26 protein-coding genes are annotated in these 26795 nt (G+C 52.1%); 16 read left to right on the top strand and 10 right to left on the bottom strand.

What is annotated here, in order from left to right; genetic code table 11:
• Positions 1-313 precede the first annotated feature (313 nt).
• A complete protein-coding gene (locus tag ACLJRH_RS20855; protein ID WP_023137069.1) occupies positions 314-2104 on the top strand; it encodes an aryl-sulfate sulfotransferase in 1791 nt (596 codons plus the stop codon).
• A gap of 200 nt (positions 2105-2304) precedes the next feature.
• Positions 2305-2967, top strand: a complete 663-nt coding sequence (locus ACLJRH_RS20850; protein WP_023137068.1) for a TIGR02117 family protein — start codon at positions 2305-2307, stop codon at positions 2965-2967.
• Between the two features lie 44 nt (positions 2968-3011).
• Here the strand turns inward: ACLJRH_RS20850 and rpmE are convergent, their stop codons facing one another.
• Positions 3012-3224: a 50S ribosomal protein L31 gene (gene rpmE / locus ACLJRH_RS20845; RefSeq protein WP_000715284.1), complete on the bottom strand. Its 213-nt coding sequence runs from the start codon at positions 3222-3224 to the stop codon at positions 3012-3014.
• 203 nt (positions 3225-3427) lie between these two features.
• On the opposite strand from rpmE, the gene priA reads away from it, so the two are divergent.
• The 7 genes from priA (at position 3428) to rraA (ending at position 11426) form a co-directional block, all read left to right on the top strand.
• Positions 3428-5626 carry a primosomal protein N' gene (gene priA, locus ACLJRH_RS20840; RefSeq protein ID WP_001528891.1) on the top strand — a complete coding sequence of 733 codons (2199 nt, stop codon included), beginning with the start codon at positions 3428-3430 and terminating at the stop codon, positions 5624-5626.
• Between the two features lie 154 nt (positions 5627-5780).
• Complete coding sequence (gene cytR / locus ACLJRH_RS20835) at positions 5781-6806, top strand: DNA-binding transcriptional regulator CytR (RefSeq protein ID WP_000841337.1); 1026 nt, start codon at positions 5781-5783, stop codon at positions 6804-6806.
• 93 nt (positions 6807-6899) lie between these two features.
• Positions 6900-7889 carry a cell division protein FtsN gene (ftsN, locus tag ACLJRH_RS20830; protein WP_000068800.1) on the top strand — a complete coding sequence of 330 codons (990 nt, stop codon included), beginning with the start codon at positions 6900-6902 and terminating at the stop codon, positions 7887-7889.
• Between the two features lie 91 nt (positions 7890-7980).
• Positions 7981-8511 carry an ATP-dependent protease subunit HslV gene (hslV, locus tag ACLJRH_RS20825; protein ID WP_000208240.1) on the top strand — a complete coding sequence of 177 codons (531 nt, stop codon included), beginning with the start codon at positions 7981-7983 and terminating at the stop codon, positions 8509-8511.
• Positions 8512-8520: 9 nt separating this feature from the next.
• Entirely contained in the window at positions 8521-9852 is a 1332-nt protein-coding gene (gene hslU, locus ACLJRH_RS20820; RefSeq protein WP_001293360.1) for an HslU--HslV peptidase ATPase subunit, read from the top strand.
• 66 nt (positions 9853-9918) lie between these two features.
• A complete protein-coding gene (menA, locus tag ACLJRH_RS20815) occupies positions 9919-10848 on the top strand; it encodes a 1,4-dihydroxy-2-naphthoate polyprenyltransferase (RefSeq protein ID WP_000139642.1) in 930 nt (309 codons plus the stop codon).
• Positions 10849-10940: 92 nt separating this feature from the next.
• Positions 10941-11426, top strand: coding sequence for a ribonuclease E activity regulator RraA (gene rraA, locus ACLJRH_RS20810; RefSeq protein WP_000872918.1), 486 nt, complete (start codon positions 10941-10943; stop codon positions 11424-11426).
• 221 nt (positions 11427-11647) lie between these two features.
• Here rraA and zapB read toward each other — a convergent pair whose 3' ends face one another.
• Positions 11648-11887: a septal ring assembly protein ZapB gene (zapB, locus tag ACLJRH_RS20805; RefSeq protein WP_000051370.1), complete on the bottom strand. Its 240-nt coding sequence runs from the start codon at positions 11885-11887 to the stop codon at positions 11648-11650.
• A gap of 398 nt (positions 11888-12285) precedes the next feature.
• Between zapB and ACLJRH_RS20800 the strand changes: the two genes are divergently transcribed.
• The 4 genes from ACLJRH_RS20800 to fpr all read left to right on the top strand — a co-directional run bounded on the left by ACLJRH_RS20800 (position 12286) and on the right by fpr (position 16625).
• Entirely contained in the window at positions 12286-13131 is an 846-nt protein-coding gene (locus ACLJRH_RS20800; protein ID WP_000084285.1) for an MIP/aquaporin family protein, read from the top strand.
• 20 nt (positions 13132-13151) lie between these two features.
• Positions 13152-14660 carry a glycerol kinase GlpK gene (glpK, locus tag ACLJRH_RS20795; protein WP_001523753.1) on the top strand — a complete coding sequence of 503 codons (1509 nt, stop codon included), beginning with the start codon at positions 13152-13154 and terminating at the stop codon, positions 14658-14660.
• Between the two features lie 111 nt (positions 14661-14771).
• Entirely contained in the window at positions 14772-15782 is a 1011-nt protein-coding gene (gene glpX / locus ACLJRH_RS20790; protein WP_001250624.1) for a class II fructose-bisphosphatase, read from the top strand.
• Between the two features lie 96 nt (positions 15783-15878).
• The gene (gene fpr, locus ACLJRH_RS20785) at positions 15879-16625 is read left to right on the top strand and encodes a ferredoxin--NADP(+) reductase (RefSeq protein WP_000796303.1); all 747 of its coding nucleotides are present in this window, start codon (positions 15879-15881) and stop codon (positions 16623-16625) included.
• A 106-nt stretch (positions 16626-16731) separates the two neighbouring features.
• Here fpr and ACLJRH_RS20780 read toward each other — a convergent pair whose 3' ends face one another.
• Positions 16732-17160, bottom strand: coding sequence for a DUF805 domain-containing protein (locus ACLJRH_RS20780; RefSeq protein WP_000155238.1), 429 nt, complete (start codon positions 17158-17160; stop codon positions 16732-16734).
• Between the two features lie 100 nt (positions 17161-17260).
• Between ACLJRH_RS20780 and ACLJRH_RS20775 the strand changes: the two genes are divergently transcribed.
• Positions 17261-17857, top strand: a complete 597-nt coding sequence (locus tag ACLJRH_RS20775) for a YiiQ family protein (protein WP_000802241.1) — start codon at positions 17261-17263, stop codon at positions 17855-17857.
• A gap of 112 nt (positions 17858-17969) precedes the next feature.
• A complete protein-coding gene (gene tpiA / locus ACLJRH_RS20770; protein ID WP_001216339.1) occupies positions 17970-18737 on the top strand; it encodes a triose-phosphate isomerase in 768 nt (255 codons plus the stop codon).
• Positions 18738-18828: 91 nt separating this feature from the next.
• Here the strand turns inward: tpiA and ACLJRH_RS20765 are convergent, their stop codons facing one another.
• From ACLJRH_RS20765 to lsrA, 7 genes are all read right to left on the bottom strand, one after another.
• Positions 18829-19593, bottom strand: a complete 765-nt coding sequence (locus ACLJRH_RS20765) for an epimerase (protein WP_023137067.1) — start codon at positions 19591-19593, stop codon at positions 18829-18831.
• 9 nt (positions 19594-19602) lie between these two features.
• Positions 19603-19893, bottom strand: coding sequence for a (4S)-4-hydroxy-5-phosphonooxypentane-2,3-dione isomerase (lsrG, locus tag ACLJRH_RS20760; RefSeq protein ID WP_001543603.1), 291 nt, complete (start codon positions 19891-19893; stop codon positions 19603-19605).
• 82 nt (positions 19894-19975) lie between these two features.
• Positions 19976-20851 (bottom strand): 3-hydroxy-5-phosphonooxypentane-2,4-dione thiolase, encoded by an 876-nt coding sequence (gene lsrF, locus ACLJRH_RS20755; RefSeq protein ID WP_023137066.1) that lies wholly within the window; start codon positions 20849-20851, stop codon positions 19976-19978.
• A 28-nt stretch (positions 20852-20879) separates the two neighbouring features.
• Positions 20880-21902 carry an autoinducer 2 ABC transporter substrate-binding protein LsrB gene (gene lsrB, locus ACLJRH_RS20750; RefSeq protein WP_000090737.1) on the bottom strand — a complete coding sequence of 341 codons (1023 nt, stop codon included), beginning with the start codon at positions 21900-21902 and terminating at the stop codon, positions 20880-20882.
• Between the two features lie 28 nt (positions 21903-21930).
• On the bottom strand, positions 21931-22932 hold the full coding sequence (gene lsrD, locus ACLJRH_RS20745; RefSeq protein WP_000981826.1) for an autoinducer 2 ABC transporter permease LsrD: 1002 nt from the start codon (positions 22930-22932) through the stop codon (positions 21931-21933).
• Entirely contained in the window at positions 22929-23972 is a 1044-nt protein-coding gene (lsrC, locus tag ACLJRH_RS20740; RefSeq protein ID WP_000911133.1) for an autoinducer 2 ABC transporter permease LsrC, read from the bottom strand. Before lsrC ends, lsrD begins: the two co-directional genes overlap by 4 nt.
• Positions 23966-25501, bottom strand: coding sequence for an autoinducer 2 ABC transporter ATP-binding protein LsrA (gene lsrA / locus ACLJRH_RS20735; RefSeq protein WP_001167248.1), 1536 nt, complete (start codon positions 25499-25501; stop codon positions 23966-23968). Before lsrA ends, lsrC begins: the two co-directional genes overlap by 7 nt.
• A 255-nt stretch (positions 25502-25756) precedes the next feature.
• On the opposite strand from lsrA, the gene lsrR reads away from it, so the two are divergent.
• Entirely contained in the window at positions 25757-26716 is a 960-nt protein-coding gene (lsrR, locus tag ACLJRH_RS20730; RefSeq protein WP_001283049.1) for a transcriptional regulator LsrR, read from the top strand.
• Positions 26717-26795 lie beyond the last annotated feature (79 nt).

The following is a 26795-nucleotide window of genomic DNA, read 5'->3' as shown; positions in this document are numbered from 1 at the left end:
TTCGTTATTTTCCTGAAAAAAATTCCCGGCATGCCATAACCGATATAATTTTATTATATTTAAACTTCCAATCTTTATTTAAAGTTTCACGTAGCAAAGCGCACATGAATAATAATACACCACCATATATTTACTGAACAAATAGTATAACGATGAGTATTGTTAAAAAGACCATGGACACCTCATATTTGTGACCAACATCATTATTCCCCTCCGCGGATTGTTTTACTTTTTTAAATGTTTTTTCATCTCCGATAAATAAGAAGGTTAATATACATTCATTTTATCGATAATATCGAATGGGGAAATAAATATGTTATTTACAAGGAAAGTCTTATCTGTATTATGCTGCCTGTGTTTGAGCGGCAGCGTTTTGGCCTCAGGCGTTTTAGACCCAAACAGGCCAATGGTCGCATCAGCAGATGTCATTCCAGTACATGAAGGGCCATTAGGTATGGTCGATGTCGCTCCCTACGGCGGCGTTTTCCCATTAACAGCAATCATTAATAAAGCCAATCATAATGTACAGGACGTGAAGGTTACCGTTTTAGGGAAAGGGGAAAAAGGTATCCCGATCAGTTATGATGTCGGCCCGCAGGCTATAAATACCCATGACGGCATACCTGTATTTGGCTTGTATCCAGATTATGTCAATAAGGTTAAAGTTGACTGGACTGAAGAAGGTAAAAAACAAACTTATACGTGGTCCATTTACGCCGCACCGGTATCATTGCCCTCTACTACCGGGCAAACTGCCGTTCTTCCTACGGTAGAACCGGTTAAAGTCGATAGCTCGCTTAAAAATCGCTTATATCTTTTTAACCATATAACAGGGATGCCAAGAGCCGGCCACATTATGCATGTCGCAGGCGGCGCGGCGAACTGGGATTATACCGGTATCAACTGGATTAGCGATACGAATGGCGACGTTCGCGGCTATATGAATATTGATAAATTCCGTAACCAGGATGATATAACGCGCTTTGGTTCCATGATGAGCTTCCATCAGGTTAACGATGGCAATCTTATTTTTGGTCAGGGTCAACGTTACTTTAAATATGATTTCTTAGGCCGCGTTATTTCCGATAAACGACTGCCAAAAGGATTTATTGATTTTTCGCACGCCATTACCGAAACGCCGAAAGGCACCTACCTGCTGCGTGTCGCAAAAGAAAATTATCCATTAAATGGTAAATACACCATCAATACTGTGCGTGATCATATTCTTGAAGTTGACCAGAACGGCGATACCGTCGATTACTGGGATCTGCCAAAAATCCTCGACCCCTATCGTGACGACGTTATTCTGGCGATGGATCAGGGAGCGGTATGTTTGAGCGTCGATGCCGAACATTCCGGTCAGGTCATGACCAAAGAGCAGCTTGCAAAACAACCCTTCGGCGATATCGCGGGCTCCGGCCCGGGCCGCAACTGGGCGCATGTTAACTCCGTCAGCTACGATCCTCGCGACGACAGCATTATCATTAGCTCGCGCCACCAGTCTGCCATCATCAAAATTGGTCGCGATAAAAAAGTGAAATGGATACTTTCCGATCCATCCGGCTGGAAAGGCGAACTGGCGAAAAAAGTGCTGAAACCCGTAGACAGCAACGGTAAACCACTAACCTGCGAAGCGCACCACTGCGACGGTGGATTTGACTGGACATGGACACAACATACCGGTTGGTTAGTGCCATCCAAAAGCACCGGAGGTAAAACCGTCGTGACCGCCTTTGATAACGGCGATGCGCGCGGCATGGAACAACCGGCCATGCCATCAATGAAATATTCCCGCGGCGTGGAATATCAAATTGACGAAAAAAATATGACGGTTTCCCAAATGTGGGAATATGGTAAAGAGCGCGGTTTTGACTGGTACAGCGCCATTACTTCCGTCACGGAATATCGCCCGGAAACCAAAACGATGTTCATGTACTCGGCTACAGCGGGAATGAGCGGTACAAAACCGATCGTTTCCGTTCTGGATGAAGTCAAAGACGGTACTCAGGATGTGATGCTGGAGCTAAAAGTACACAGTAACCGTGCCGGTATGCTGGGTTATCGGGCGCTGATTATCGATCCAGAGCAGATGTTTAAAAAATAAAGCGAGATAGTAAAAGTAAAACAGGCGGAAGCCAACTTCCGCCTGAATGGTTAAAACGTATTGTAGTTACGACATCCACCTTATTGCCCTCGAAGAGGAATGTAAAAATATCAATGGATTACCAATCCGGTACCGACCCGATAAGCGCTGCGTCATTAGACAAACGCCACAACATACCGCGCCTTTACTGGTGATATGTCATGAAAAATCTCTTTATCGCCTGGTTAAGTTTATTGCTATATGGCTGCACAACCTTTCCACAAGCCGTAAAACCTACGACAGGCGGACATCCCTCCCCGACGGAAATCTATATCGTCAGTCATGGCTGGCACACGGGAATTATTGCGCCGGCCCATGATGTTAATACCGTTCTGCCACAGCTTAAAAAACGGTTCGCTCAGGAGACGCAGTGGTATGAAATCGGCTGGGGAGATAAGGGCTTTTATCAGTCACAAGAAATAACCACCGCGCTTACGCTCCAGGCCATGTTCTGGTCATCCGGCGCGGTTATGCACATCGTCGCCTTTTCCGGTAAACCAGAACGCTATTTCGCCGGTAGCGAGATAAAATCACTGCTCCTGCACACAAACCAGCGTAACAGTCTGATGCGTTATCTGGGCCGCAGCTTTGCGCGTGACGCAGAGGGTAATCTGATTCCGTTAAAACAAGGAATTTACGGCGATAGCCAGTTTTACGCCGCGAATGGCCGCTACGGCATACTCAATACCTGCAATAAATGGACAGCGAAGGGGCTGGAAAGCGCGGGACTGACTATAAATCCTTCGTTAAAACTCACGGCAGGAAGCGTAATGAAAGCGATTGCGGATCACAGAATGTGTCTGAACAAATACTGTTATCCCTAGAAAACAAAAAAAGCGCCCTGCGGCGCTTTTTTTCTGGCGGTAACTTATTTGCTGCCAGGGATGCTGAAGCGCTTGTTGAAGCGCTCAACACGACCACCGGTATCAACAACACGCTGCTTACCAGTGAAGAACGGGTGGCATTTGCCGCACACGTCCAGGTTCAGGTCGTGACCCACGGTAGAGTGGGTTTTGATAACATTACCGCAAGAACAGGTTGCAGTAATTTCTACGTAATTCGGGTGAATACCTTTTTTCATGGGGAACCTCAGTGTAAGGCCGCGTCGCTCTTCCAGCCCTAACGCCAGACACCACGCGAAGTTAATAGTAAAGGGTTTGATGCTCACAACACGCACCAAAGGCGGCGAATCATACAGAATTTGACCACCGTATGCAAACTGATCCGCGCTCCCTTATCGTAATGTGTATACTACCCGACGAAATTTCAAGTCAGGAAGATGCTATGTCCGTCGCGCACGTTGCCTTGCCCGTTCCGCTTCCCCGAACCTTTGATTACCTGCTGCCGGAAGGCGAGGTCGCCAAAGCCGGGTGCCGCGTGCGCGTGCCGTTCGGCAAGCAGCAAGAGCGCGTGGGCATTGTCGTCTCGGTTAGCGACCACAGCGAATTGCCGCTCGATGAATTAAAATCGGTCATTGAAATCCTGGATAACGAGCCCATCTTTTCTCCCTCCATCTGGCGCTTACTCCTCTGGGCGGCGGATTACTACCACCATCCCCTCGGCGACGTTCTGTTTCACGCTCTGCCGGTTTTACTGCGTCAGGGAAAACCAGCCAGCAACGCGCCCCTATGGTATTGGTTCGCCACCGAAGAGGGGCAAGCCGCCGACATCAACAGCCTGAAACGCTCCGCCAAACAACAACAGGCGCTGGCGGCGCTACGGCAAGGAAAGATCTGGCGCTATCAGGTAGCCGAGCTTGATTTTACTGACGCCACGCTGCAAACGCTGCGGCGTAAGGGGCTTTGTGAGCTTGCCAGTGAAACGCCCGCGTTTACCGACTGGCGGGAGCGTTATGCCGTCGCAGGAGAGCGCCTGCGGCTGAATACCGAACAGGCGACAGCAGTCGGCGCGATTCACAGCGCGTCGGACGGTTTCTCCGCCTGGTTGCTGGCAGGCGTAACCGGTTCCGGCAAGACCGAAGTGTATCTGAGCGTGCTGGAAAACGTCCTCGCCCAGGGCAAACAGGCGCTGGTGATGGTGCCGGAAATCGGCCTGACGCCGCAAACGATCGCCCGTTTTCGCGAACGTTTTAACGCGCCGGTGGAAGTGCTGCATTCCGGGCTAAACGACAGCGAGCGTCTTTCGGCATGGCTGAAAGCGAAAAACGGCGAAGCGGCGATTGTCATCGGCACGCGCTCCTCGCTGTTTACGCCGTTTAAAAATCTTGGCGTGATTGTCATCGACGAAGAGCACGACAGCTCTTATAAACAGCAGGAAGGGTGGCGCTACCATGCCCGCGATTTGGCTGTGTATCGCGCCCATAGCGAACAGATCCCGATTATTCTCGGCTCCGCCACCCCAGCCCTGGAAACGCTATGCAACGTGCGGCAGAAAAAATACCGGATGCTGCGTCTGACGCGGCGCGCAGGCAACGCCCGCCCAGCCCTGCAGCATGTACTGGATTTAAAAGGCCAGCGTCTTCAGGCGGGACTGGCGCCCGCCCTTATCGCCCGTATGCGCCAACATCTCCAGGCCGACAATCAGGTAATTTTATTTCTTAACCGCCGGGGATTCGCGCCCGCGCTGCTTTGCCACGACTGCGGCTGGATTGCGGAGTGCCCGCGTTGCGATCACTACTACACGCTGCACCAGGCGCAGCATCATTTACGCTGTCATCACTGCGACAGCCAGCGTCCGGTACCGCGTCAGTGCCCCTCCTGCGGCTCCACACATATGCTACCGGTTGGGTTAGGGACGGAACAACTGGAGCAGGTGCTGGCGCCCTTCTTCCCCGGCGTGCCGATCTCACGAATCGACCGTGATACCACCAGTCGTAAAGGCGCGCTGGAGCAGCATCTGGCGGAAGTTCACCGCGGCGGAGCGCGCATTCTGATAGGCACACAAATGCTGGCGAAAGGCCATCACTTTCCGGACGTCACGCTGGTGGCGTTGCTGGACGTCGATGGCGCGCTTTTTTCCGCAGATTTTCGTTCGGCGGAACGCTTCGCCCAGCTCTACACTCAGGTTTCCGGCCGCGCCGGGCGCGCGGGTAAACAGGGCGAAGTGGTGCTCCAAACGCACCATCCTGAGCATCCCCTGCTGCAAACGTTACTGTATAAAGGCTATGATGCGTTTGCGGAGCAGGCGCTGGCGGAACGGCAAACGCTCCAGCTTCCGCCGTGGACCAGCCACGTCATTATTCGCGCAGAGGATCACAACAATCAGCAGGCGCCCGTCTTTCTCCAGCAGTTGCGTAATCTGATTCAGGCCAGCCCGCTATCAGACGATAAGCTGTGGATCTTAGGTCCGGTTCCGGCCCTCGCGCCAAAACGCGGCGGCCGCTATCGCTGGCAAATTTTACTTCAGCATCCTTCACGGATTCGCCTGCAACACATCATCAGCGGCACGCTGGCGTTGATCAATACGCTCCCTGAAGCGCGGAAAGTTAAATGGGTTCTGGACGTCGATCCGATTGAAGGATAGTCCTCACGATGCGAGGCGGATCGTAAAATTAAAGATCCATCACACTTTTTATGAAAATTCTGTAACCGCTTCCACGCACTATCTGATAAAAATGTTTTCGATGAGTGTTACCAGGGATAGATCTGCGCCAGCAGTTCCCAGGCGAGGAGAAAGAGTGAAATCGAACAAGCAGGTTACTGCCGCTACGATGAAGGATGTTGCGTTGAAGGCGAAAGTCTCTACGGCAACCGTATCCCGCGCGTTAATGAACCCCGATAAAGTCTCCCAGTCGACCCGTAGCCGGGTTGAACAGGCCGCGCTTGAAGTGGGTTATTTCCCGCAGTCGATGGGGCGAAATGTAAAACGCAATGAATCCCGTACGATTTTGGTGATTGTCCCGGATATTTGCGATCCCTTCTTCAGTGAAATTATCCGCGGTATCGAAGTGACCGCGGCAGAACAGGGGTATCTGGTGCTGATTGGCGATTGCGCCCATCAAAACCAGAAAGAAAAAACCTTTCTTAATCTCATCATCACCAAACAGATCGACGGCATGGTACTTCTCAGTTCCCGACTGCCCTTTGACGCCAGCGTTGAGGAGCAGCGCAATTTGCCCCCGATGGTGATGTCGAATGAGTTCGCGCCGGAGCTTGAACTGCCGACGGTACATATTGATAACCTGACCGCCGCGTTCAATGCCATGAACTACCTGTTGGATTTGGGCCACAAGCGGATTGGTTGTATTGCGGGGCCGGAAGATATGCCGCTCTGTCACTATCGCTTACAAGGTTACGTACAGGCATTAAGACGCAGTGGCATTGTGGTCGATCCGCATTACATCGCCCGTGGCGACTTTACCTTTGAAGCCGGGGCAAACGCATTAAAGCAGTTGCTTGAGCAACCGTTGCCGCCTACCGCCGTCTTTTGTCATAGCGACGTAATGGCGCTGGGCGCCCTCTCCTGGGCCAAGCGCCAGGGTCTGAAAGTGCCTGACGATCTGTCGATTATCGGCTTTGACAATATCGCGCTGGCCGAGTTTTGCGACCCTCCGTTGACAACCGTGGCGCAGCCGCGTTTTGACATTGGTCGCGAGGCGATGCTGTTGTTGCTCGATCAGATGCAGGGGCAAAATGTGAGCAGCGGCTCGCGTTTAATGGATTGCGAGCTGATTATTCGCGGTTCTACGCGCGCTTTACCCTAAAGTAAATAGCTTTAAGACTCACCTGTCTGGTCAAAGGCCCGCCGCTTCAGTAACATGACGGGCTGACGAACGAATAAATACAGCGAAACGATAGTGGCACAACGAGATTATGTACGTCGCGGCCAACCGGCTCCTTCGCGGCGCAAAAAGAGCACCTCACGGAACTCACGGAAGAAGCAAAGCAACATGCCTGCCGTCTCGCCGGCAATGGTCGCGATTGCGGCAGCCGTCCTTGTGACCTTTATCGGCGGTCTGTACTTCATTACTCACCATAAGAAAGAAGAGTCCGAAACGCTACAAAACCAGAAAGTCACCGGCAATGGGCTTCCGCCAAAACCGGAAGAGCGCTGGCGTTACATCAAAGAGCTGGAAAGTCGCCAGCCGGGCGTGCGTACGCCAACGGAACCGTCCGCCGGCGGCGAAGTCATGAATCCGAATCAGCTCACCAGCGAGCAGCGTCAACTCCTGGAGCAGATGCAGGCGGATATGCGTCAGCAGCCGACGCAACTTAACGAAGTGCCGTGGAACGAGCAGACGCCAGAACAACGCCAACAAACGCTACAGCGCCAGCGTCAGGCGCAGCAGCAGCAGCAGCAGCAGCAGCAGTGGGCTCAAACGCAGCCTGTTCAGCAACCACGCACGCAGCCGCGGGTAAACGAGCAGCCGCAAACGCGCACGGTACAGTCCGCCCCGGCGCAACCTGCGCGCCAAAGTCAGCCGCCGAAGCAGACGGCTTCGCAGCAACCTTATCAGGATTTGCTGCAAACGCCGGCGCATACCAGCGCGGCAGCGCCGAAAGCCGCGCCAATTACACGCGCGCCTGAAGCGCCGAAGGCGACAGCAGAGAAAAAAGATGAACGTCGCTGGATGGTGCAATGCGGCTCATTCAAAGGCGCTGAGCAGGCAGAAAGCGTCCGCGCTCAGCTGGCGTTTGAAGGCTTTGACTCCAAAATTACCACCAATAACGGCTGGAATCGCGTGGTTATCGGGCCGGTGAAAGGTAAAGAAAATGCCGACAGCACCATTAACCGTCTGAAGATGGCGGGCCATACAAACTGCATTCGACTCGCCACCGGGGGTTGAAACCCTCAAAATCTCCCCCATCTATACTTGCATTATGCCCCGTACGCCGTACGGGGCCGCAATTCAGCATTAGTAACCAAGGGGTCTGCTCGTGACAACAATAGTAAGCGTACGCCGTAACGGCCACGTGGTAATCGCCGGTGATGGTCAGGCCACACTGGGTAACACAGTAATGAAAGGCAACGTGAAGAAAGTCCGCCGCCTCTACAACGACAAGGTCATTGCGGGCTTTGCGGGCGGTACTGCGGATGCATTCACGCTGTTCGAGCTGTTTGAACGTAAACTGGAAATGCATCAGGGGCACCTGGTCAAAGCCGCCGTTGAACTGGCGAAAGACTGGCGTACCGACCGTATGCTACGCAAACTGGAAGCGTTGCTGGCCGTCGCGGATGAAACCGCCTCGCTCATCATCACGGGTAACGGCGATGTCGTGCAACCTGAAAACGATTTAATTGCTATCGGCTCCGGCGGTCCTTATGCCCAGGCTGCCGCTCGCGCTCTGTTAGAAAATACCGAGCTCGGCGCGCGCGAAATTGCTGAAAAGGCGTTGGATATTGCAGGCGATATCTGCATTTACACCAACCATTTCCACACCATTGAAGAATTGACCGCCAAAGCGTAAGGACCTCTCATGTCTGAAATGACCCCACGCGAAATTGTCAGCGAACTGAACAAACACATTATCGGCCAGGATAACGCAAAGCGTTCCGTGGCGATTGCATTGCGTAACCGCTGGCGTCGTATGCAGCTTGATGAAGAGCTGCGCCACGAAGTAACGCCGAAAAATATTCTGATGATTGGCCCAACCGGCGTCGGTAAAACCGAAATCGCCCGTCGTCTGGCGAAACTCGCCAACGCGCCGTTCATTAAAGTCGAAGCCACCAAATTCACCGAAGTGGGCTACGTCGGGAAAGAAGTGGACTCTATCATCCGCGATCTGACCGATGCCGCTGTGAAAATGGTTCGCGTACAGGCTATCGAGAAAAACCGCTACCGTGCGGAAGAGTTGGCGGAAGAACGTATTCTCGACGTACTGATCCCACCCGCAAAAAATAACTGGGGCCAGGCCGAACAGCAGCAGGAGCCTTCTGCCGCCCGTCAAACGTTCCGCAAAAAACTGCGCGAAGGCCAGCTCGACGATAAAGAGATCGAGATTAACCTCGCCGCCGCGCCGATGGGCGTAGAGATTATGGCGCCTCCGGGCATGGAAGAAATGACTAGCCAGTTGCAGTCTATGTTCCAGAACCTGGGCGGTCAGAAACAGAAACCGCGTAAGCTGAAAATTAAAGACGCGATGAAACTGTTGGTTGAAGAAGAAGCTGCTAAGCTGGTCAACCCGGAAGAGCTGAAACAGGACGCTATCGACGCGGTTGAACAGCACGGCATCGTGTTTATCGATGAAATTGACAAAATTTGTAAGCGTGGCGAAACCTCCGGCCCGGATGTTTCACGCGAAGGCGTACAGCGCGACTTACTGCCGCTGGTAGAAGGCTGCACGGTTTCGACCAAACACGGGATGGTCAAAACGGATCATATTCTGTTTATCGCCTCTGGCGCGTTCCAGGTGGCGAAGCCGTCTGATCTGATCCCGGAACTGCAGGGCCGTCTGCCGATTCGCGTTGAACTTCAGGCGCTGACCACCAGCGATTTCGAACGCATTTTGACCGAGCCAAACGCCTCCGTCACCGTGCAGTATAAAGCGCTGATGGCAACTGAAGGCGTCAATATCGAGTTCACCGATTCCGGTATTAAACGTATTGCCGAAGCCGCCTGGCAGGTTAACGAAACCACCGAAAACATCGGCGCGCGCCGTCTGCATACCGTACTGGAGCGTCTGATGGAAGAGATTTCCTATAACGCCAGCGATCTGCACGGCCAAAACATCACAATTGATGCGGAATATGTGAGCAAACATCTGGATGCGCTGGTCGCAGATGAAGATCTAAGCCGTTTTATCTTATAATCGCGTCCAATGCATTTTCATCACTGTTGATGGGGCTGAAAAGCCCCATTTTTATTGGCGCTAAATATGACTGAACAACAACAAATTAGCCGCACCCAGGCCTGGCTGGAAAGCTTACGACCCAAAACCTTACCCCTCGCCTTCGCGGCGATTATCGTCGGTACGGCCCTGGCATGGTGGCAAGGCTATTTCGATCCTCTGGTCGCACTGCTGGCCCTTATCACCGCCGGGCTGCTGCAAATTTTATCCAACCTCGCCAACGATTACGGCGACGCTGTCAAAGGCAGTGATAAACCGGATCGCATCGGGCCGCTGCGGGGGATGCAAAAAGGCGTCATCACCCGGCAGGAGATGAAGCGGGCGTTAATCATTACCGTCGTGCTGATCTGTATCTCCGGACTGGCGCTGGTGGCGGTCGCGTGCCATACGTTAACCGATTTTGTCGGCTTCCTGATTTTAGGCGGGCTGTCGATTATCGCCGCCATCACCTACACCGTGGGTACTCGGCCCTACGGTTATATCGGGCTGGGTGATATCTCTGTCCTGGTATTCTTTGGCTGGCTAAGTGTCATGGGGAGCTGGTATCTCCAGGCGCATACGTTGATTCCGGCGCTAATTCTCCCGGCCACCGCCTGCGGTTTACTGGCGACGGCGGTGCTGAATATTAATAACCTGCGCGATATTAATAGCGACAGAGAGAACGGCAAAAACACCCTTGTGGTACGACTCGGCGATGTCAACGCGCGTCGTTATCACGCCTGCCTGTTGCTAGGCGCGCTGCTCTGTCTGGCGCTGTTTAATCTGCTCTCGCTACACAGTCCGTGGGGATGGTTGTTTATTCTGGCCGCGCCATTGCTCATTAAACAAGCGCGCTACGTAATGCGCGAAAGGGAGCCTGCAGCAATGCGCCCAATGCTTGAACGTACCGTTAAAGGCGCGTTGTTAACCAACCTGTTATTTGTGATTGGGATACTCTTAAGTCAGTGGGCCGTTTAACTGACAAATATCAATTAACAATTGATGATTTTGCCAACAGTATACTTAGCGCGATATACTAAAAATTCTCGCAGCAACTGAACGTTAAGCCTATGAAATACGATACTTCCGAGCTTTGTGACATCTATCAGGAAGATGTCAACGTCGTGGAACCGCTGTTCTCCAATTTTGGAGGACGGTCGTCGTTTGGCGGACAAATCATCACGGTAAAATGTTTCGAGGACAACGGGTTGCTGTACGATCTGCTCGAACAAAATGGCCGTGGTCGGGTTCTGCTGGTCGATGGCGGCGGTTCTGTCCGTCGTGCATTAGTCGATGCGGAGCTGGCGCGTCTGGCTACGCAAAATGAATGGGAAGGGCTGGTTATCTATGGCGCGGTGCGTCAGGTGGACGATCTGGAAGAGCTGGATATCGGCATTCAGGCGATCGCCGCCATTCCGGTTGGCGCCGCAGGTGAAGGCATTGGGGAAAGCGATGTGCGCGTCAATTTCGGCGGCGTGACGTTCTTCTCCGGCGATCATCTCTATGCCGACAACACCGGGATTATCCTTTCCGAAGACCCGCTTGATATCGAGTGATCAAAAAAGGCGCCGTAAGGCGCCTTTTTTATGCGTTGTCGCTGATTGCCGGATGGCAGCTTACGCCTTATCCGGCCCACCGGTATCCGCATTCTAAATCCTCTATAGATTTCGCGTCAGGGCAAGGCGGCAAGTAAGTGAATCCCCAGGAGCATAGGCCACTATGTGACTGGGGTGAACGCACGCAGCCAACGCCGCCATAACGTGAAATATGACGAGGATTAGACTTCTTCCATACGACCAAGCAGCGCCTGCAAACGTTCCTGCCAGCCGCTCTGCTGTTCCTTCAGAGAATTATTTTCACGCTCGAGTTCTTCACGCTGATGCTGTGCAGACTGCACTTCCTGCGTCAGGCTATTGTTCTTTTCTTTCAGCTCTTCAATTTCCATCTGTAACAGGGTGATGGTGTCAATCGCCTGCTGTACTTTTGCTTCCAGTTTCTCAAACACTTCTAAAGACATGATCTTACCTCTCCTGAATTGCAAGGCGACGCTTCACGTAAACGCGCACAATATATAGTGTCGATTGTATGAAGCCCCGCTCTCGCTGTCCAGCGACATACCGCGTAGATCGCGGTTTGCAGCAATTTTCATCCATCTCCTGGTAACATTCATTCAATAACTTAAAAGTGTTAACATATTGGTTAATGAAATGATTCAATTCACTCTCTTCTGCTGTCTCAAAATGCGCCTCATGGCGCGATAACGCTCATTTTATTGACGCAGTACACACATTTTGATTTCGATATTTCTCGTTTTTGCTCGTTAACGATAAATTAACAGTGTGCCTACAGGGCATCGTGGATGTCCATGACCTCCTCGCATACCAATAATCATTACATACTCTTCAGGATCCGATTATGAGTCAAACATCAACCTTAAAAGGCCAGTGCATTGCTGAATTCCTCGGTACCGGGTTGTTGATTTTTTTCGGTGTGGGTTGTGTCGCTGCGCTTAAAGTTGCCGGAGCTACTTTTGGACAGTGGGAAATCAGCGTCATCTGGGGTCTGGGAGTAGCGATGGCTATCTACCTGACGGCAGGTGTTTCTGGCGCACACCTGAACCCGGCAGTGACCATCGCACTCTGGCTATTTGCCTGTTTCGACAAACGTAAAGTTGTTCCTTTTATTATTTCTCAAGTTGCCGGCGCCTTTTGCGCAGCGGCGTTAGTTTACGGGCTTTATTACAATCTTTTTGTGGACTTCGAACAAACCCACCATATCGTCCGTGGCAGCGTTGAAAGTCTCGATCTCGCAGGCATTTTCTCAACTTACCCGAATCCTCATATCAATTTTGTGCAGGCCTTCGCGGTTGAAATGGTGATTACCGCTATTCTGATGGGGCTGATTCTGGCGCTGACCGACGACGGCAACGGCGTACCTCGCGGTCCGCTTGCGCCACTGCTCATTGGTTTACTGATCGCCGTTATCGGTGCCTCTATGGGGCCGTTGACCGGGTTTGCGATGAATCCGGCGCGTGACTTTGGCCCCAAAATGTTCGCCGGGCTTGCCGGCTGGGGTGAAATTGCGTTTACCGGCGGTAGAGACATTCCTTACTTCCTGGTGCCGCTGTTTGGCCCCATCGTCGGCGCCATTCTGGGCGCGTTTGCTTATCGCAAATTTATTGGCCGTCATTTGCCGTGCGATACCTGCGTCGTGGAAGAGAAGGACTCCACCGCGACCACACAACAAAATGCTTCGCTGTAATCTGATTACGGGACAAAATTATGACTGAAAAAAAATATATCGTTGCGCTCGACCAGGGCACCACCAGCTCCCGCGCGGTCGTTATGGATCATGACGCGAATATCGTCAGCGTATCACAGCGCGAATTTGAGCAAATTTATCCTAAGCCAGGCTGGGTAGAACACGACCCGATGGAAATTTGGGCGTCCCAAAGCTCAACGCTGGTAGAAGTGCTGGCCAAGGCCGATATCAGTTCCGATCAGATTGCCGCTATCGGTATCACCAACCAACGTGAAACCGCGATCGTCTGGGAACGTGAAACCGGCAAACCGATATACAACGCTATTGTCTGGCAGTGCCGTCGTACCGCCGATATTTGCGAACAGCTTAAACGCGACGGCATGGAAGATTACATCCGCGACAATACCGGTCTGGTCGTCGACCCGTACTTCTCTGGCACTAAAGTGAAATGGATCCTTGACCATGTGGAAGGTTCGCGCGAACGCGCGAAGCGTGGCGAGCTGCTGTTCGGTACGGTGGATACCTGGCTTATCTGGAAGATGACGCAGGGCCGCGTCCACGTTACGGATTACACCAACGCCTCACGAACCATGCTGTTCAACATCCATGATTTGGACTGGGACGATAAGATGCTGGACGTGCTGGATATCCCACGCGCGATGCTGCCCCAGGTACGTAAGTCCTCCGAAGTCTACGGTCAGACCAATATTGGCGGTAAAGGCGGTACACGTATTCCTATCGCCGGGATTGCCGGGGATCAGCAGGCCGCGCTATTCGGCCAACTGTGCGTAAAGGAAGGAATGGCAAAGAATACCTACGGCACCGGCTGCTTTATGCTGATGAACACCGGCGAGAAAGCGGTAAAATCGGAAAACGGCCTGCTGACCACCATCGCCTGCGGCCCAAGCGGCGAAGTCAACTATGCGCTGGAAGGCGCGGTGTTTATGGCGGGAGCGTCCATTCAATGGCTGCGTGATGAAATGAAGCTCATCAGCGACGCGTTCGACTCCGAATATTTCGCCACGAAAGTGAAAGATACCAACGGCGTCTACGTGGTTCCGGCCTTCACCGGTCTGGGCGCGCCGTACTGGGACCCGTATGCCCGCGGCGCCATTTTTGGCCTGACCCGCGGCGTGAACTCTAATCACATTATCCGCGCGACGCTCGAATCCATCGCTTACCAGACCCGCGACGTACTGGAAGCGATGCAGGCCGACTCCGGTATCCGCCTGCACGCTTTGCGTGTGGACGGCGGCGCAGTGGCCAACAACTTCCTGATGCAGTTCCAGTCAGATATTCTCGGCACGCGGGTGGAACGCCCGGAAGTGCGCGAAGTGACCGCGCTGGGCGCCGCCTATCTGGCTGGTCTGGCCGTCGGTTACTGGCAGAACCTGGACGAGTTGCAGGAAAAAGCCGTCATTGAACGAGAATTCCGCCCCGGCATTGAAACCACCGAGCGTAACTACCGTTACAGCGGCTGGAAGAAAGCAGTTAAACGCGCAATGGCGTGGGAAGAGCACGACAAGTAAGGTCGCCATCCGGCAAAATCTTTGTGCGGGGGCAACTCCGCACACACATCAATTATTCCCTCCTTCCCCTGTGCTACACTGCGCGCCACTCCTTTTTGCTACGAGTTTGTTATGAGACGAGAACTTGCCATCGAATTTTCCCGTGTGACCGAAGCGGCGGCGCTGGCTGGCTACAAATGGCTGGGACGCGGCGATAAAAATACCGCGGACGGCGCGGCGGTCAACGCCATGCGTATCATGCTCAACCAGGTCAACATTGACGGCACCATCGTGATTGGCGAAGGCGAAATCGACGAGGCCCCGATGCTCTATATCGGCGAGAAAGTCGGTACCGGCCACGGCGATGCGGTAGATATCGCCGTCGATCCGATTGAGGGCACGCGCATGACGGCGATGGGTCAGGCGAACGCGCTGGCGGTGCTGGCGGTCGGCGATAAAGGCTGTTTCCTGAATGCGCCCGATATGTATATGGAAAAACTGATTGTCGGTCCGGGCGCCAAAGGGGCAATTGATCTCAATCTGCCGCTGGCGGATAACCTGCGCAACATCGCGGATGCGCTGGGTAAACCGCTTGGCGATCTGACCGTGACCATTCTGGCAAAACCGCGTCATGACGAGGTCATCGCAGAGATGGCCAAACTGGGCGTACGCGTGTTTGCCATTCCTGACGGCGACGTCGCGGCCTCAATTCTGACCTGTATGCCGGATAGCGAAGTCGACGTGCTGTACGGGATTGGCGGCGCACCAGAAGGCGTGGTATCCGCAGCGGTGATCCGCGCGCTGGACGGCGATATGCAGGGACGTCTGCTGGCGCGCCATGACGTGAAAGGCGACAGCGAAGAAAACCGCCGCATTGGCGAACAGGAACTGGCGCGCTGCAAAGCAATGGGCATTGAAGCGGGCAAGGCGTTATGCCTGGGCGACATGGCGCGTAGCGATAACGTTATTTTCTCCGCGACCGGCATCACGAAAGGCGATCTGCTGGAAGGAATTAGCCGGAAAGGCCATATTGCCACGACGGAAACGCTGCTGATCCGCGGCAAATCACGCACCATCCGCCGCATTCAGTCGATCCACTATCTTGATCGTAAAGATCCGGATGTGCAGGCGCATATCCTCTAGCGCATTTGTTAGTTAGAGCCTTCCAGCCTCGCGGGGCTGGAAATCTTTCTCCTGACGAACGAAGATAAGGTTAGCGATTCAGAACAGGAGAAAACCATGGCCGATTGGGTAACAGGTAAAGTCACTAAGGTGCAAAACTGGACTGACGCACTGTTCAGCCTGACCGTTCACGCCCCCATTAATCCTTTTACTGCAGGCCAATTTACCAAACTCGGACTGGAGATCGATGGCGAGCGCGTTCAGCGCGCGTATTCCTATGTGAATGCGCCTGACAATCCGAATTTAGAGTTTTATCTGGTGACGGTTCCGCAAGGAAAGCTCAGCCCACGGCTGGCGGCGCTAAAACCTGGCGATGAGGTGCAAGTGGTCAGCGACGCGTCGGGTTTCTTTGTACTGGATGAAGTGCCTGACTGCGAGACGCTATGGATGCTGGCGACCGGAACCGCTATTGGCCCGTATTTGTCTATTCTGCAATATGGCCAGGATGTCGCGCGCTTTAAAAATCTGGTCTTGGTCCACGCCGCACGCTTCGCCGCCGATTTAAGCTATCTGCCGCTAATGCTGGAATTGCAACAGCGTTATGAAGGCAAGCTGCGCATCCAAACGGTGGTCAGCCGGGAGAGCGTGCCAGGCTCGCTCACCGGACGCGTGCCAGCGCTCATTGAAAACGGCGAGCTGGAAAAAGCCGTAGGATTGCCGATGGATAAAGAGACCAGCCACGTCATGCTGTGCGGGAACCCGCAGATGGTGCGCGATACGCAGCAACTGCTGAAAGAGACCCGACAGATGACTAAACATCTGCGCCGCCGACCGGGGCATATGACGGCTGAACATTACTGGTGATGTTTTACCGAATGGCGGCTAGGGCTTATCCGGCCTGCAAATCATCACCAATCTGTAGGCCCGGTAAGCGTCAGCGCCACCGGGCAAATTACGGTTTACCGCCCGTTTACGATTCTGCTTTAAACTTCACGTCCTGTGTCGCTTTCCCAAACTTATTTTCCCCCTGAACACCGACAAACGCGCCCAGATCGATAAGCATCATCACCAGGATCAGCGTCGGAATAAATCGCCCGACGACCCACTGCCACATCCCCGGCAGCATCACCCAGTTTCCGGCCAGCAACATCCACGCCAGAATCATTAGCAACGCCCACGCGCCGGAGCGTCCCCGGTCATGCAGACGTTTGACCATGACGGCGGCGGTCGGCCACAGCAGGCACACCAGGCAAAATGCCGCCGTTTGGATATCAAGCAGATTTTTCCCCGCCAGCGAAAATAGCGCCAGCATCCCGGCAAACCAGAGGCCGATCCAAATCCAGAAATCACGGCGTCCGATACGCCCTTTAAATGAGAATAACCATTGCTGTATGGTCATGTAAGTTCCTTATATTTTGCCTTCCGCTACAGTTTACCCTTTTGACAAGCCCGACAGTTATCGTTTTAATCGTGAGCAGTCCTAACGAAAGGTAAGATTGATGAAGCCAGGATGTACTCTGTTTCTACTGTTGTTTTCTGCTCTCACCGCCAGCATAACGGCGCACGCGCAGCTCTCTTCATCGACCACGACAGCGCCCTATCTGCTGGCGGGCTCGCCAACCTTTGATCTTTCTATTAGCCAGTTTCGTGAGAACTTTAACCGCCAGAATCCCGATCTGCCGCTCAATGAATTTCGCGCCATTGAGAATAGCCGCGATAAGGCGAATCTGACCCGCGCCGCCAGTAAGATTAACGAAAATCTGTATGCCTCCACGGCGTTGGAGCGCGGTACGCTCAAAGTGAAAAGTATGCAGATTACCTGGCTGCCCATTCAGGGGCCGGAACAGAAAGCGGCGAAAGCGAAAGCGCTGGAATATATGGCCGCCATTATTCGTACTGTCGCCCCGTTGCTGACAAAAGAGCAAAGCCAGAAAAAACTGCAAAAGATGCTTATCGCCGGTAAAGGTAAACACTATTACGCCGAGACCGAAGGCGCGGTACGTTATGTTGTCGCAGATAACGGCGAAAAGGGGCTGACCTTCGCGGTTGAACCGATTAAGCTGGCGTTATCTGAAAATCTGGAAGGGGCGAATTGATGACAAAAAGCAAAGCCTTTCCGGGGATGAATCTCTATACTGTTTCACAGACCATGCTGCTCTGACGAGCGGCCATCTTCCTTAATTCGCTGACTAAGCGTGGAGAAATGAAATGCGACATCCTTTAGTGATGGGTAACTGGAAACTGAACGGCAGCCGCCACATGGTAAACGAACTGGTGGCTAACCTGCGTAAAGAACTGACGGGCGTAGCAGGCTGCGACGTGGCAATCGCTCCGCCGGAAATGTATATCGATCTGGCGAAACGCGCTGCTGCCGGCAGCCACATCATGCTGGGCGCGCAGAACGTTGATCTGAACCTGTCTGGCGCATTCACCGGTGAAACTTCGGCTGAAATGCTGAAGGATATCGGCGCGCAGTACATTATTATCGGCCACTCCGAGCGTCGTACTTATCACAAAGAATCTGACGAGCTGATCGCCAAAAAATTCGCCGTACTGAAAGAACAAGGTCTGACGCCGGTACTGTGCATCGGTGAAACCGAAGCGGAAAACGAAGCGGGCAAAACAGAAGAAGTATGCGCACGCCAGATCGACGCGGTACTGAAAACGCAGGGCGCGGCAGCCTTTGAAGGCGCGGTTATCGCTTATGAACCCGTATGGGCGATCGGTACCGGTAAATCTGCAACTCCTGCGCAGGCGCAGGCGGTTCACAAATTCATCCGTGACCACATTGCTAAAGCTGACGCGAAAATCGCTGAACAGGTCATTATCCAGTACGGCGGTTCTGTTAATGCCTCCAACGCAGCCGAACTGTTCGCGCAGCCGGACATCGACGGCGCGCTGGTTGGCGGTGCTTCTCTGAAAGCTGACGCTTTCGCGGTGATCGTGAAAGCAGCAGAAGCTGCTAAACAGGCTTAATTGCCGATCAATGTCTGATGGCGCTGTGCTTATCAGGCCTACCAGCCGAGTGCTTATGTAGGCCTGATAAGGTAAAGCCGCCATCCGGCATTTATGCTGTGGAGGGTAAGAAAGTAGTATCCCCGGCAACCTTAAACATCGCCCTCCAGCTCCGCGTATTCTCAACCAGCCGATCATCACGAAATAACGCACTACCAGAAACAACACGATCGATGCCCTGTGCAATCAGCGAAGGCAATTGATCCTGCGTTAACGACCCATCAATAACGATAATTTTACCTTCGCGTTTATCACCAAGTAGACAGAGAAGCTGCGCCACGCGCTCGTGCAAATCACTGGAGCGCATTTTACTGCCGTATCCAGGGTTCACTGCCAGTAGTTGAATAACCTCGATGTCGCTCAGAATGGGGATAATGACATCCAGAGGCGTTGCCGGGCATAAACTAATCCCCCGGATCACCGGCATTTCACCGCCGATAACGGGCACGGTCTGCTGACCAAGCCAGCTTAGCGTATGATGCAGATGAATATCGCCTTCAGCCTGAAGCGTGATGCAGTGTGCGCCCGCCTTCACGCAGGCTTGCGCCGCCGTCCATTGATCCGCTACCATCAAATGAACATCTTTGATAAAGGTTTGCGGCAGTTGCCCAACTGCCCATGGCCCAACGGTAAACTGCGGGCAAAATTGACCATCCATCAAATCCAAATGCAACAGCGGCTGGTTTAGCGCTTCCAACTGTTGCAAATAGCGATGTAACGCAATCCACTGCCCTGCCAGAATACCCACACTAAGCGGATATGACGCTAACAATGCCACACATGCTTCGCGCGTTAATCCGGCAAACTGGCTGTTCATGAGCGCTCCTTAAGGCATCAAACCCATAAAAACTTTTTTTGTCCGCGGACCGGTCATCAACGGTTCAAGCTGCTCCACGCAAGTTTTATAGTGTGGCGTTGTCTTATGAAAAGCGACGGCCTGTTCATCAACGTAGGCTTCATAAATATAAAATCGCGTAGGCACCTGCGGATCCTGCAGAACATCAAAACGCAAGTTACCCGGCTCTTTAATCGAGCCCAGATGATTTTGCCGAAAAACATCGATAAATTGTTCAACCTTGTCATCATGAACGTTAATTTCAACCAGCGTAACGTGCATCATTAACCCCCTGATTATTCCAAATAAAATAACAGTCATCCCCATCTCCTCGCATCGGTAAAAGATGGGGAAGCGATCTCATTTAACCTTTCTCACTCAAAAACAGCTCATAAGCACGCTCTGCTGTTTCGTTATGATGAACGACAGCATGTACCGCTTTAATCATGGCTACCGGATCTTCTGACTGGAATATATTACGCCCCATATCTACGCCAGAAGCCCCCTGGTCAATCGCCTGATAGCACATTTCCAATGCTTCACGTTCAGGCAGTTTTTTACCGCCGGCGATGACAATCGGCACCGGACAACCTGCCGCAATACGCTCAAAACCTTTATCGACATAATACGTTTTGATAATTTGCGCCCCCATTTCCGCAGCGATACGCGTTGCCAGTGAAAAATAACGCTGGTCGCGAGCCATATCTTTACCCACCCCGGTCACTGCCATTATTGGCATCCCGACGCGTAACCCGGCATCAATCAGTTGAATAATATTTTTAATCGACTGATGTTCATGCTCACTACCAATATAAACCTGTGCGGCAGCAGCACAGCTATTCAACCGCACAGCGTCATCCATCGCCACCGCAACCGCCTCATTGCTTAATTCAGTGAGAATAGAATTCGCCCCGGACGCGCGTAAAACGACTGGTTTATTAATTGCCGGAGGTACCACACTGCGTAATATGCCGCGAGTACACATTAAGACATCAGCATATTCAAAGAGCGGCGCAATATTGATATCAATACGCTCAAGTCCGGTTGTCGGCCCCTGGAAATATCCATGATCAAAGGCCAGCATGACCGTTTTTCTGGTCTTGGGATTAAAAATCCTCGCCAGTCTGGACTGCATTCCCCAATCCAGCGCGCCACAGCCTTTTAATGTGAACAAAGTGTTAGTTTGTGGTTTATCGGTGTGAAAATCTTTGCCATCTTTAATATCATCTAAATCAGCCATTCTTTACTCCGTCGATACATAACAGTTATCAGAAATCATATTTGTCGATATTGTCTTTGTTGAAAATGACACGCTCCGGCAATAACACAATGCCGTTACCTTTTGCCTCATAGTGATATCCCTGCTCACTATTAGGTGAAACGGTGACTTTGCCGATGCCGGGAATATCCAGTGAATCACCGACATTCATTGGCATATTTTTCAGCAACGCATTGGCGACATATACGGAAATTTTTCCCTGTTGGACGACATCCCACAGGCCAAACTCTTTAACAGTGCCGCGCTGAACATAAGGGCGCATTACATTCGGCGTACTAAAACCAACAATCGCGAGATTATTGCGTTTAAGGTTCTCCGCCGCCTGTGCCGCAGCAGGTAAAGCGTTAGCATCAGGCGCGATGATGGCATCCAGATCGGGATACGCTTTGATGATCCCTTCCGCCGTCTGGAGCGATTTCGTGGCATCGTTATAGCCAAACTGGGTAGTGACTATCTCCCACCCCGGATGTTCCTGGCTAATTTTGGCTTTAGCTTCTTTCACCCACTGGTTCTGGTCGGTCACCGTTGGGCTGGAATAGAAGAAAGCGACCTTCGCTTTCTCTTTATCCACCTGATGAGCGGCCATCTCTACCAACATGCTGCCGAGCTGTTTTGGCGTCCCTTGATTGATATAGTAAGAACGGCACTCCGGCTTGGTATCGGAATCCCAGGTTAATATTTTCACGCCTCTTTGCATTGCCCGCTTCAACGCCGGGCACAGGCCATCAGGCGAAACGGCAGAAACGATAATGGCGTCATACCCCTGATTGACAAAGTTATTCACCAGTTGAACCTGGCCTGAGACGCTGGGCTCTGTAGGGCCATCGTAAGTTACGTCAATGCCCAGCGCTTTTCCCGCTTCCTGCGCGCCATTGCCGCCGCTGGTAAAAAAGCCCACGCCAACCAGTTTAGGAATAAAAGCAATCCGCTCTGCCGCCTGCACGGTCATTGCCGCAGATGCCAGACCAAACGCAGTGAGTAAGGCGATCATTTTAATGCTGTGTCTTGCCATTTTTTTCTCCATAAATTTCAAAAGGAAATCATGCCTGATGCGCATTGCGACGGCGTGAGTACCATTCAAGGATTTGGTGACGATGCAAACTGACGGAACGACCAACGACAACAACAATGAGAAGCGCACCGGACAATGCGCTGGAAATTTGATTCGGCACTCCGGCCATCTGTAGCCCCTGCTGTAAAAATCCCACCAGCAGCGCCGCCAACGCGGACCCCATAATCGACCCGGAGCCGCCATAAATATTGGCGCCTCCCAGCACAACCGCCGTAATGGCCGGCATCAGGAAAGAGGCGCCCAGATCCGAACGTGCGGAGCCAAAGTAAGAAACCAGTAATACGGCGGCGATAGCGGAGGCGCATCCGGTCATGGCATACACGGTATACAACGTGCGATTCACCGGGATCGCGCTGTACTGCGCGACACGGGCGCTCTGGCCAATCAGGAAAACGTTGCGTCCCATATGCGTGCGATGCATGAGCAGCCAGAAAAACAGACAGCACACAAGAAAAAAAATAAGCGGCATGGGAATACCAAGAAATGAAATATTGGCAAAGTCAGTGAACGCTGTGGGAAATCCACCAATACCTTCATAACCCGTGGCGCCAGCCATACCAGATAACAATAATGCGCTACCACCAAATAAATACATGGTTCCCAGGGTAATCACCAACGGGTTTACGCCGGTATAAATAATAAGTCCGGCATTTATCAGCCCACATATTGCGCCGAGTAGTAGGGTAATAATAATCGCTAAAGGTAGCGGCATACCGAGCTGAAACAGCACACCCAGGGTAATCGCGCATAGCCCGATTGTAGAACCAAATGAAATATCCATGCCACCGCTGACAATAACCATTGTTAGCGGCAAAGCGACAATACCGATACAAATAAAATCGCTAGTGCTAAAAAGTAAGACATTAATATCTAATAAACGTGGATTAATCAGACCGAAAGCCAGAATTTCAAAGATCAATAAGGCTGCCAGCGCAATTTCCCAGCTATAGCGTCGCCATGGATTCATCATGCCACCTCTTTGTTTTTATTCTGTTGTGCGTGCGTTTTTGCTTCCGCCTGTAGTGGAGTGGGTGGTGATATAAAACGGGCATATTTCTGGCGGCGCAGATTGCGTTGTAATGCGCAACGCAGCCGCCCATCGAATACCAGTACGCCCAACAATACCAGGCCAGCAATAAAATCGTTCCACCAGGCGGGGATACGCAGCAGCACTAACACACTATCGATTTGCGTAAGAAAATAAGCGCCGAGAATAGCGCCGATGACCGTGCCTGACCCGCCTAACAGGCTAATTCCCCCCAATACGCAGGCCGCGATGGCTTTCATTTCCAGCCCCGTGCCGGTTTGATTGGGAATGAAGCCAATCTGCGAGGCAAACACGATTCCAGCCAATGCCGCCATACCGCCATTAAGTGAAAATGCCATGATGCGTACCATCTCGGTACGGACACCCAATTGCCGGGCACCCTGCAGGTTATCGCCGGTGGCGTAAAAATTGCGGCCAAAGGCGGTTTTCGCCAGGAGCCAGGCCATAAGCAGCGCTAACACCAGGGTAAACCAGCCGATTGCGGAAATTCCCAGAAACACCGGAGCAGAGAGTTGCTTTAAGCCTGCGGGTAATCCTTCAATCCATTTCCCCCCTGTCCATAGCAGCATGATCCCACGATACAAGCCCAGCGTTCCCAGCGTGGCGACAATGGCGGGTATCTTCAACCAGGCAACCAGTACGCCATTAAAAAATCCGGCGACAATTCCTAATATTAGTGTGGCCAGGCAGGCGACCGGCAGGCTATAGCCGGCGTTTAACATCACTCCCAGCAATACCGCGCACATTCCTGTCGTCGAGCCCACCGATACATCAATATTGCGGGTGAGCATTACCATCGTCGCGCCAATCGCCAACAGCATCAAAATTTGCGCGCTACTGAAAACCATTGTCAGCGTTTGCACGCTCAAATACTGGCTATCCAGCGCGCCAGGAAACACGAATAAACAGACTATTGCCAGCAGCGCCGTCGCTTCCCGGTTATTTTGGATGAATTTCAACATGTTGCCTCCGACGCACCATGTTCGCCAAACGCAACGTGCATGATGGTATCAACGTTAATTTCCTCGCCGCATAACGCAGGCCCCCCCAGTTCCCCCTGGTGCATGACATATACGCGATCGGCCATCTGCTCTATCTCTTCCAGATCGGAGGAAATAAACAGCACCGCGACATTTTGTTGCGCGATACTGCGCAACAGCTGATAAATATCGCTGCGGGCGGAGACATCGACACCGCGGGTCGGTTCATCGACAATCAGTAATTGCGGAGAGGCCTCCAGGCATTTGGCAATCAATACTTTTTGCTGGTTACCGCCGGATAAAGTACGCGCCGCCTGTTCGGCATTATTGAGTTTGATATTTAACGCGCGGTGGTAACGTTCAAGGGTGGCGTTATCCCGCTGGGGCTTTATCCAAAATCCTTTTTGGTTGTGGGTCAGCGAACAGACATTCCATGCCAGGGATGCGTCAAGATACAGCCCGGATGACTGCCGATCTTCCGGCAAATAGACCAGGCCGAGCTGCAACCGCTGTTGGGTTGTCAGGGCGTTAATTTCTTCACCATTGAACAGCATCCGCCCCGCATTGACCGGTCTAATACCGTACAGCGTTTCAGCCAGTTCTGTGCGTCCCGCGCCGACCAACCCGGCCAGACCAAGTATTTCGCCTGCCCGCACCTCAAGGTTGATATTCATAAAACCTTCGCCCGTCAGTGACTCCAGCGCTAATACCGTCGCGCCGCGTTCGTTCTGCGGGCGGCTGCCAGGCAATTCCAGCCACAACTTTTGATTCGCGGAAAGACTGACGCCCTGCGTTGCCGGGGTGATAGCTTGAATAATCTCGTCGGTAGAAAGGTCATGCGTTTTTCCGAATAATGCGATTTTACCGTCACGCATCACGCTAACGCAGTGAGCTAACTGTCTAATTTCTGGTAGCTTATGAGAAATAAATACAATTCCGACACCCTTTTTCAGCAACTCTTGCAAACGCGTAAATAACCGGTCAGTTTCGGCTGGCGTTAACGACGCCGTGGGCTCATCAAGAATTAAGATTCGCGAGTCGCGCATCAAGCCGCGCATAATTTCAACGATCTGGCGGTCTGCAACATCAAGCGTACCCGCAGCGCTCGCCGGATCGAGTTGGCATCCCATCGCCTTTAATAGCTGCTGCATTTTTTCCGTGGAGGCCTGACGTCCCTGCAAGCCAAACAAGATATTTTCCCGCACAGATAAACTCGGAAATAACAGAGGCTCCTGGGGAACCAGGTAAATGCCATACTGGTGCGCCTTCAGAGGCGTTAAATGACTGCAACGCACACCAGCAATATCGATAGTCCCTCCATCTGGCGGGACTATACCGGCAATAATCTTCATTAATGTTGATTTACCCGCACCATTGCCGCCAAGCAATGCGTGCACCTCTCCCGCATGCAGAGTAAAGTCAATTCCCTTTAGTACTTCGACGCCGGAATAACTTTTATAAATGTTCTGCACACAAATCAGAGGGGATGCAGTATTGTGACTGATTTGCATGTTGCCTCCGCTCCCTCAATGTTGACTGACGGGACTGAACAAATGTTTTTTGAAAAAGAAATTGTTCAAAACGGTAGTAGTTATTTGGTCAAAAAACTCTCATCCAGATCACGTTTTCTGAATAAATGAATTTTTAGATGATAAATGTTCAGATTTGGCGCGTTTTTGTGGCGTTAATCACGGTTATTTCGGAGTGATAACTGAACAATTGTGTTAATGATTTAGAAATGTTCAAAGTAAAGCCAGGTTATGACAATGAGCGATAATACGTTGGTATCTGATTATGGAATGTGCGAAGAAGAGCAGGTGGCGCGTATTGCCTGGTTCTACTATCACGATGGATTGACGCAGAGTGAAATCAGCGAGCGTCTGGGGCTAACCCGGCTAAAGGTTTCTCGTCTGCTGGAGAAAGGGCATCAGTCCGGTATTATTCGCGTACAAATCAACTCCCGCTTCGAAGGGTGTCTTGAGTATGAAAATGCCTTGCGCAACCACTTCGCATTGCAGAATATCCGCGTGCTGCCGGCATTACCCGATGCCGATATTGGTCTGCGCTTAGGAATCGGCGCCGCCCATATGTTGATGGAGTCACTGCGGCCACAGCAACTGCTGGCCGTCGGCTTTGGCGAAGCCACGATGACCACATTAAAACGCCTCAGCGGATTTATCTCGGCGCAACAAATCCGACTGGTCACGTTATCCGGCGGCGTGGGGCCGTATATGACCGGAATAGGCCAGCTTGATGCCGCTTGTAGCGTAAGTATTATGCCCGCGCCGCTGCGCGCATCATCGCAGGAAATTGCCTGCACGCTGCGCAATGAAAATAGCGTGCGGGATGTGATGCTCACAGCGCAAGCTGCCGATGCCGCCATCGTGGGGATTGGGGCAATTAACCAGAAAGATCAAGCCAGTATCTTAAAATCCGGCTATATCACTCAGGGTGAACAACTCATGATTGGCCGCAAAGGCGCAGTAGGCGATATTCTGGGCTATTTTTTTGATGCTCATGGCGAAATTATTCCAGACATCAAAATCCATAACGAATTAATTGGCCTGAAGTTAAATTCACTTTCCACGATCCCAACCGTGATTGGCGTCGCCGGCGGCGAACAAAAAGCAGAAGCTATTATTGCCGCTATGCGCGGTAACTATATCAATGCGCTGGTTACCGATCAGAAAACCGCAGGAAAAATAATTCAACTTATTGAAAAATAAAAAAAATAAAATAACACTTACCTCAATTCAATAAACAATAACTGACAGGATTTTATGTAACGATGTAAAAATAGCCGAG

It is taken from the genome of Salmonella sp. SAL04162 (assembly GCF_046551535.1).
Lineage (GTDB): Bacteria > Pseudomonadota > Gammaproteobacteria > Enterobacterales > Enterobacteriaceae > Salmonella > Salmonella enterica.
The sequence above is the reverse complement of the archived record's forward strand: the minus strand, read 5'-3'. Positions and strand labels throughout refer to the sequence as shown.

Bases quoted from the DNA above. Each gene is read 5' to 3' on its own strand.
- zapB (WP_000051370.1), bottom strand. From the start codon at position 11,887: ATGTCTTTAGAAGTGTTTGAGAAACTGGAAGCAAAAGTACAGCAGGCG.
- glpX (WP_001250624.1), top strand. From the start codon at position 14,772: ATGAGACGAGAACTTGCCATCGAATTTTCCCGTGTGACCGAAGCGGCG.
- rpmE (WP_000715284.1), bottom strand. From the start codon at position 3,224: ATGAAAAAAGGTATTCACCCGAATTACGTAGAAATTACTGCAACCTGT.
- tpiA (WP_001216339.1), top strand. From the start codon at position 17,970: ATGCGACATCCTTTAGTGATGGGTAACTGGAAACTGAACGGCAGCCGC.
- lsrG (WP_001543603.1), bottom strand. From the start codon at position 19,893: ATGCACGTTACGCTGGTTGAAATTAACGTTCATGATGACAAGGTTGAA.
- rraA (WP_000872918.1), top strand. From the start codon at position 10,941: ATGAAATACGATACTTCCGAGCTTTGTGACATCTATCAGGAAGATGTC.
- fpr (WP_000796303.1), top strand. From the start codon at position 15,879: ATGGCCGATTGGGTAACAGGTAAAGTCACTAAGGTGCAAAACTGGACT.
- ACLJRH_RS20800 (WP_000084285.1), top strand. From the start codon at position 12,286: ATGAGTCAAACATCAACCTTAAAAGGCCAGTGCATTGCTGAATTCCTC.
- ACLJRH_RS20780 (WP_000155238.1), bottom strand. From the start codon at position 17,160: ATGACCATACAGCAATGGTTATTCTCATTTAAAGGGCGTATCGGACGC.
- ACLJRH_RS20850 (WP_023137068.1), top strand. From the start codon at position 2,305: ATGAAAAATCTCTTTATCGCCTGGTTAAGTTTATTGCTATATGGCTGC.
- lsrR (WP_001283049.1), top strand. From the start codon at position 25,757: ATGAGCGATAATACGTTGGTATCTGATTATGGAATGTGCGAAGAAGAG.
- priA (WP_001528891.1), top strand. From the start codon at position 3,428: ATGTCCGTCGCGCACGTTGCCTTGCCCGTTCCGCTTCCCCGAACCTTT.
- ACLJRH_RS20765 (WP_023137067.1), bottom strand. From the start codon at position 19,593: ATGAACAGCCAGTTTGCCGGATTAACGCGCGAAGCATGTGTGGCATTG.
- lsrD (WP_000981826.1), bottom strand. From the start codon at position 22,932: ATGATGAATCCATGGCGACGCTATAGCTGGGAAATTGCGCTGGCAGCC.
- ACLJRH_RS20855 (WP_023137069.1), top strand. From the start codon at position 314: ATGTTATTTACAAGGAAAGTCTTATCTGTATTATGCTGCCTGTGTTTG.
- lsrF (WP_023137066.1), bottom strand. From the start codon at position 20,851: ATGGCTGATTTAGATGATATTAAAGATGGCAAAGATTTTCACACCGAT.
- ACLJRH_RS20775 (WP_000802241.1), top strand. From the start codon at position 17,261: ATGAAGCCAGGATGTACTCTGTTTCTACTGTTGTTTTCTGCTCTCACC.
- hslU (WP_001293360.1), top strand. From the start codon at position 8,521: ATGTCTGAAATGACCCCACGCGAAATTGTCAGCGAACTGAACAAACAC.
- menA (WP_000139642.1), top strand. From the start codon at position 9,919: ATGACTGAACAACAACAAATTAGCCGCACCCAGGCCTGGCTGGAAAGC.
- lsrC (WP_000911133.1), bottom strand. From the start codon at position 23,972: ATGTTGAAATTCATCCAAAATAACCGGGAAGCGACGGCGCTGCTGGCA.
- lsrB (WP_000090737.1), bottom strand. From the start codon at position 21,902: ATGGCAAGACACAGCATTAAAATGATCGCCTTACTCACTGCGTTTGGT.
- lsrA (WP_001167248.1), bottom strand. From the start codon at position 25,501: ATGCAAATCAGTCACAATACTGCATCCCCTCTGATTTGTGTGCAGAAC.
- glpK (WP_001523753.1), top strand. From the start codon at position 13,152: ATGACTGAAAAAAAATATATCGTTGCGCTCGACCAGGGCACCACCAGC.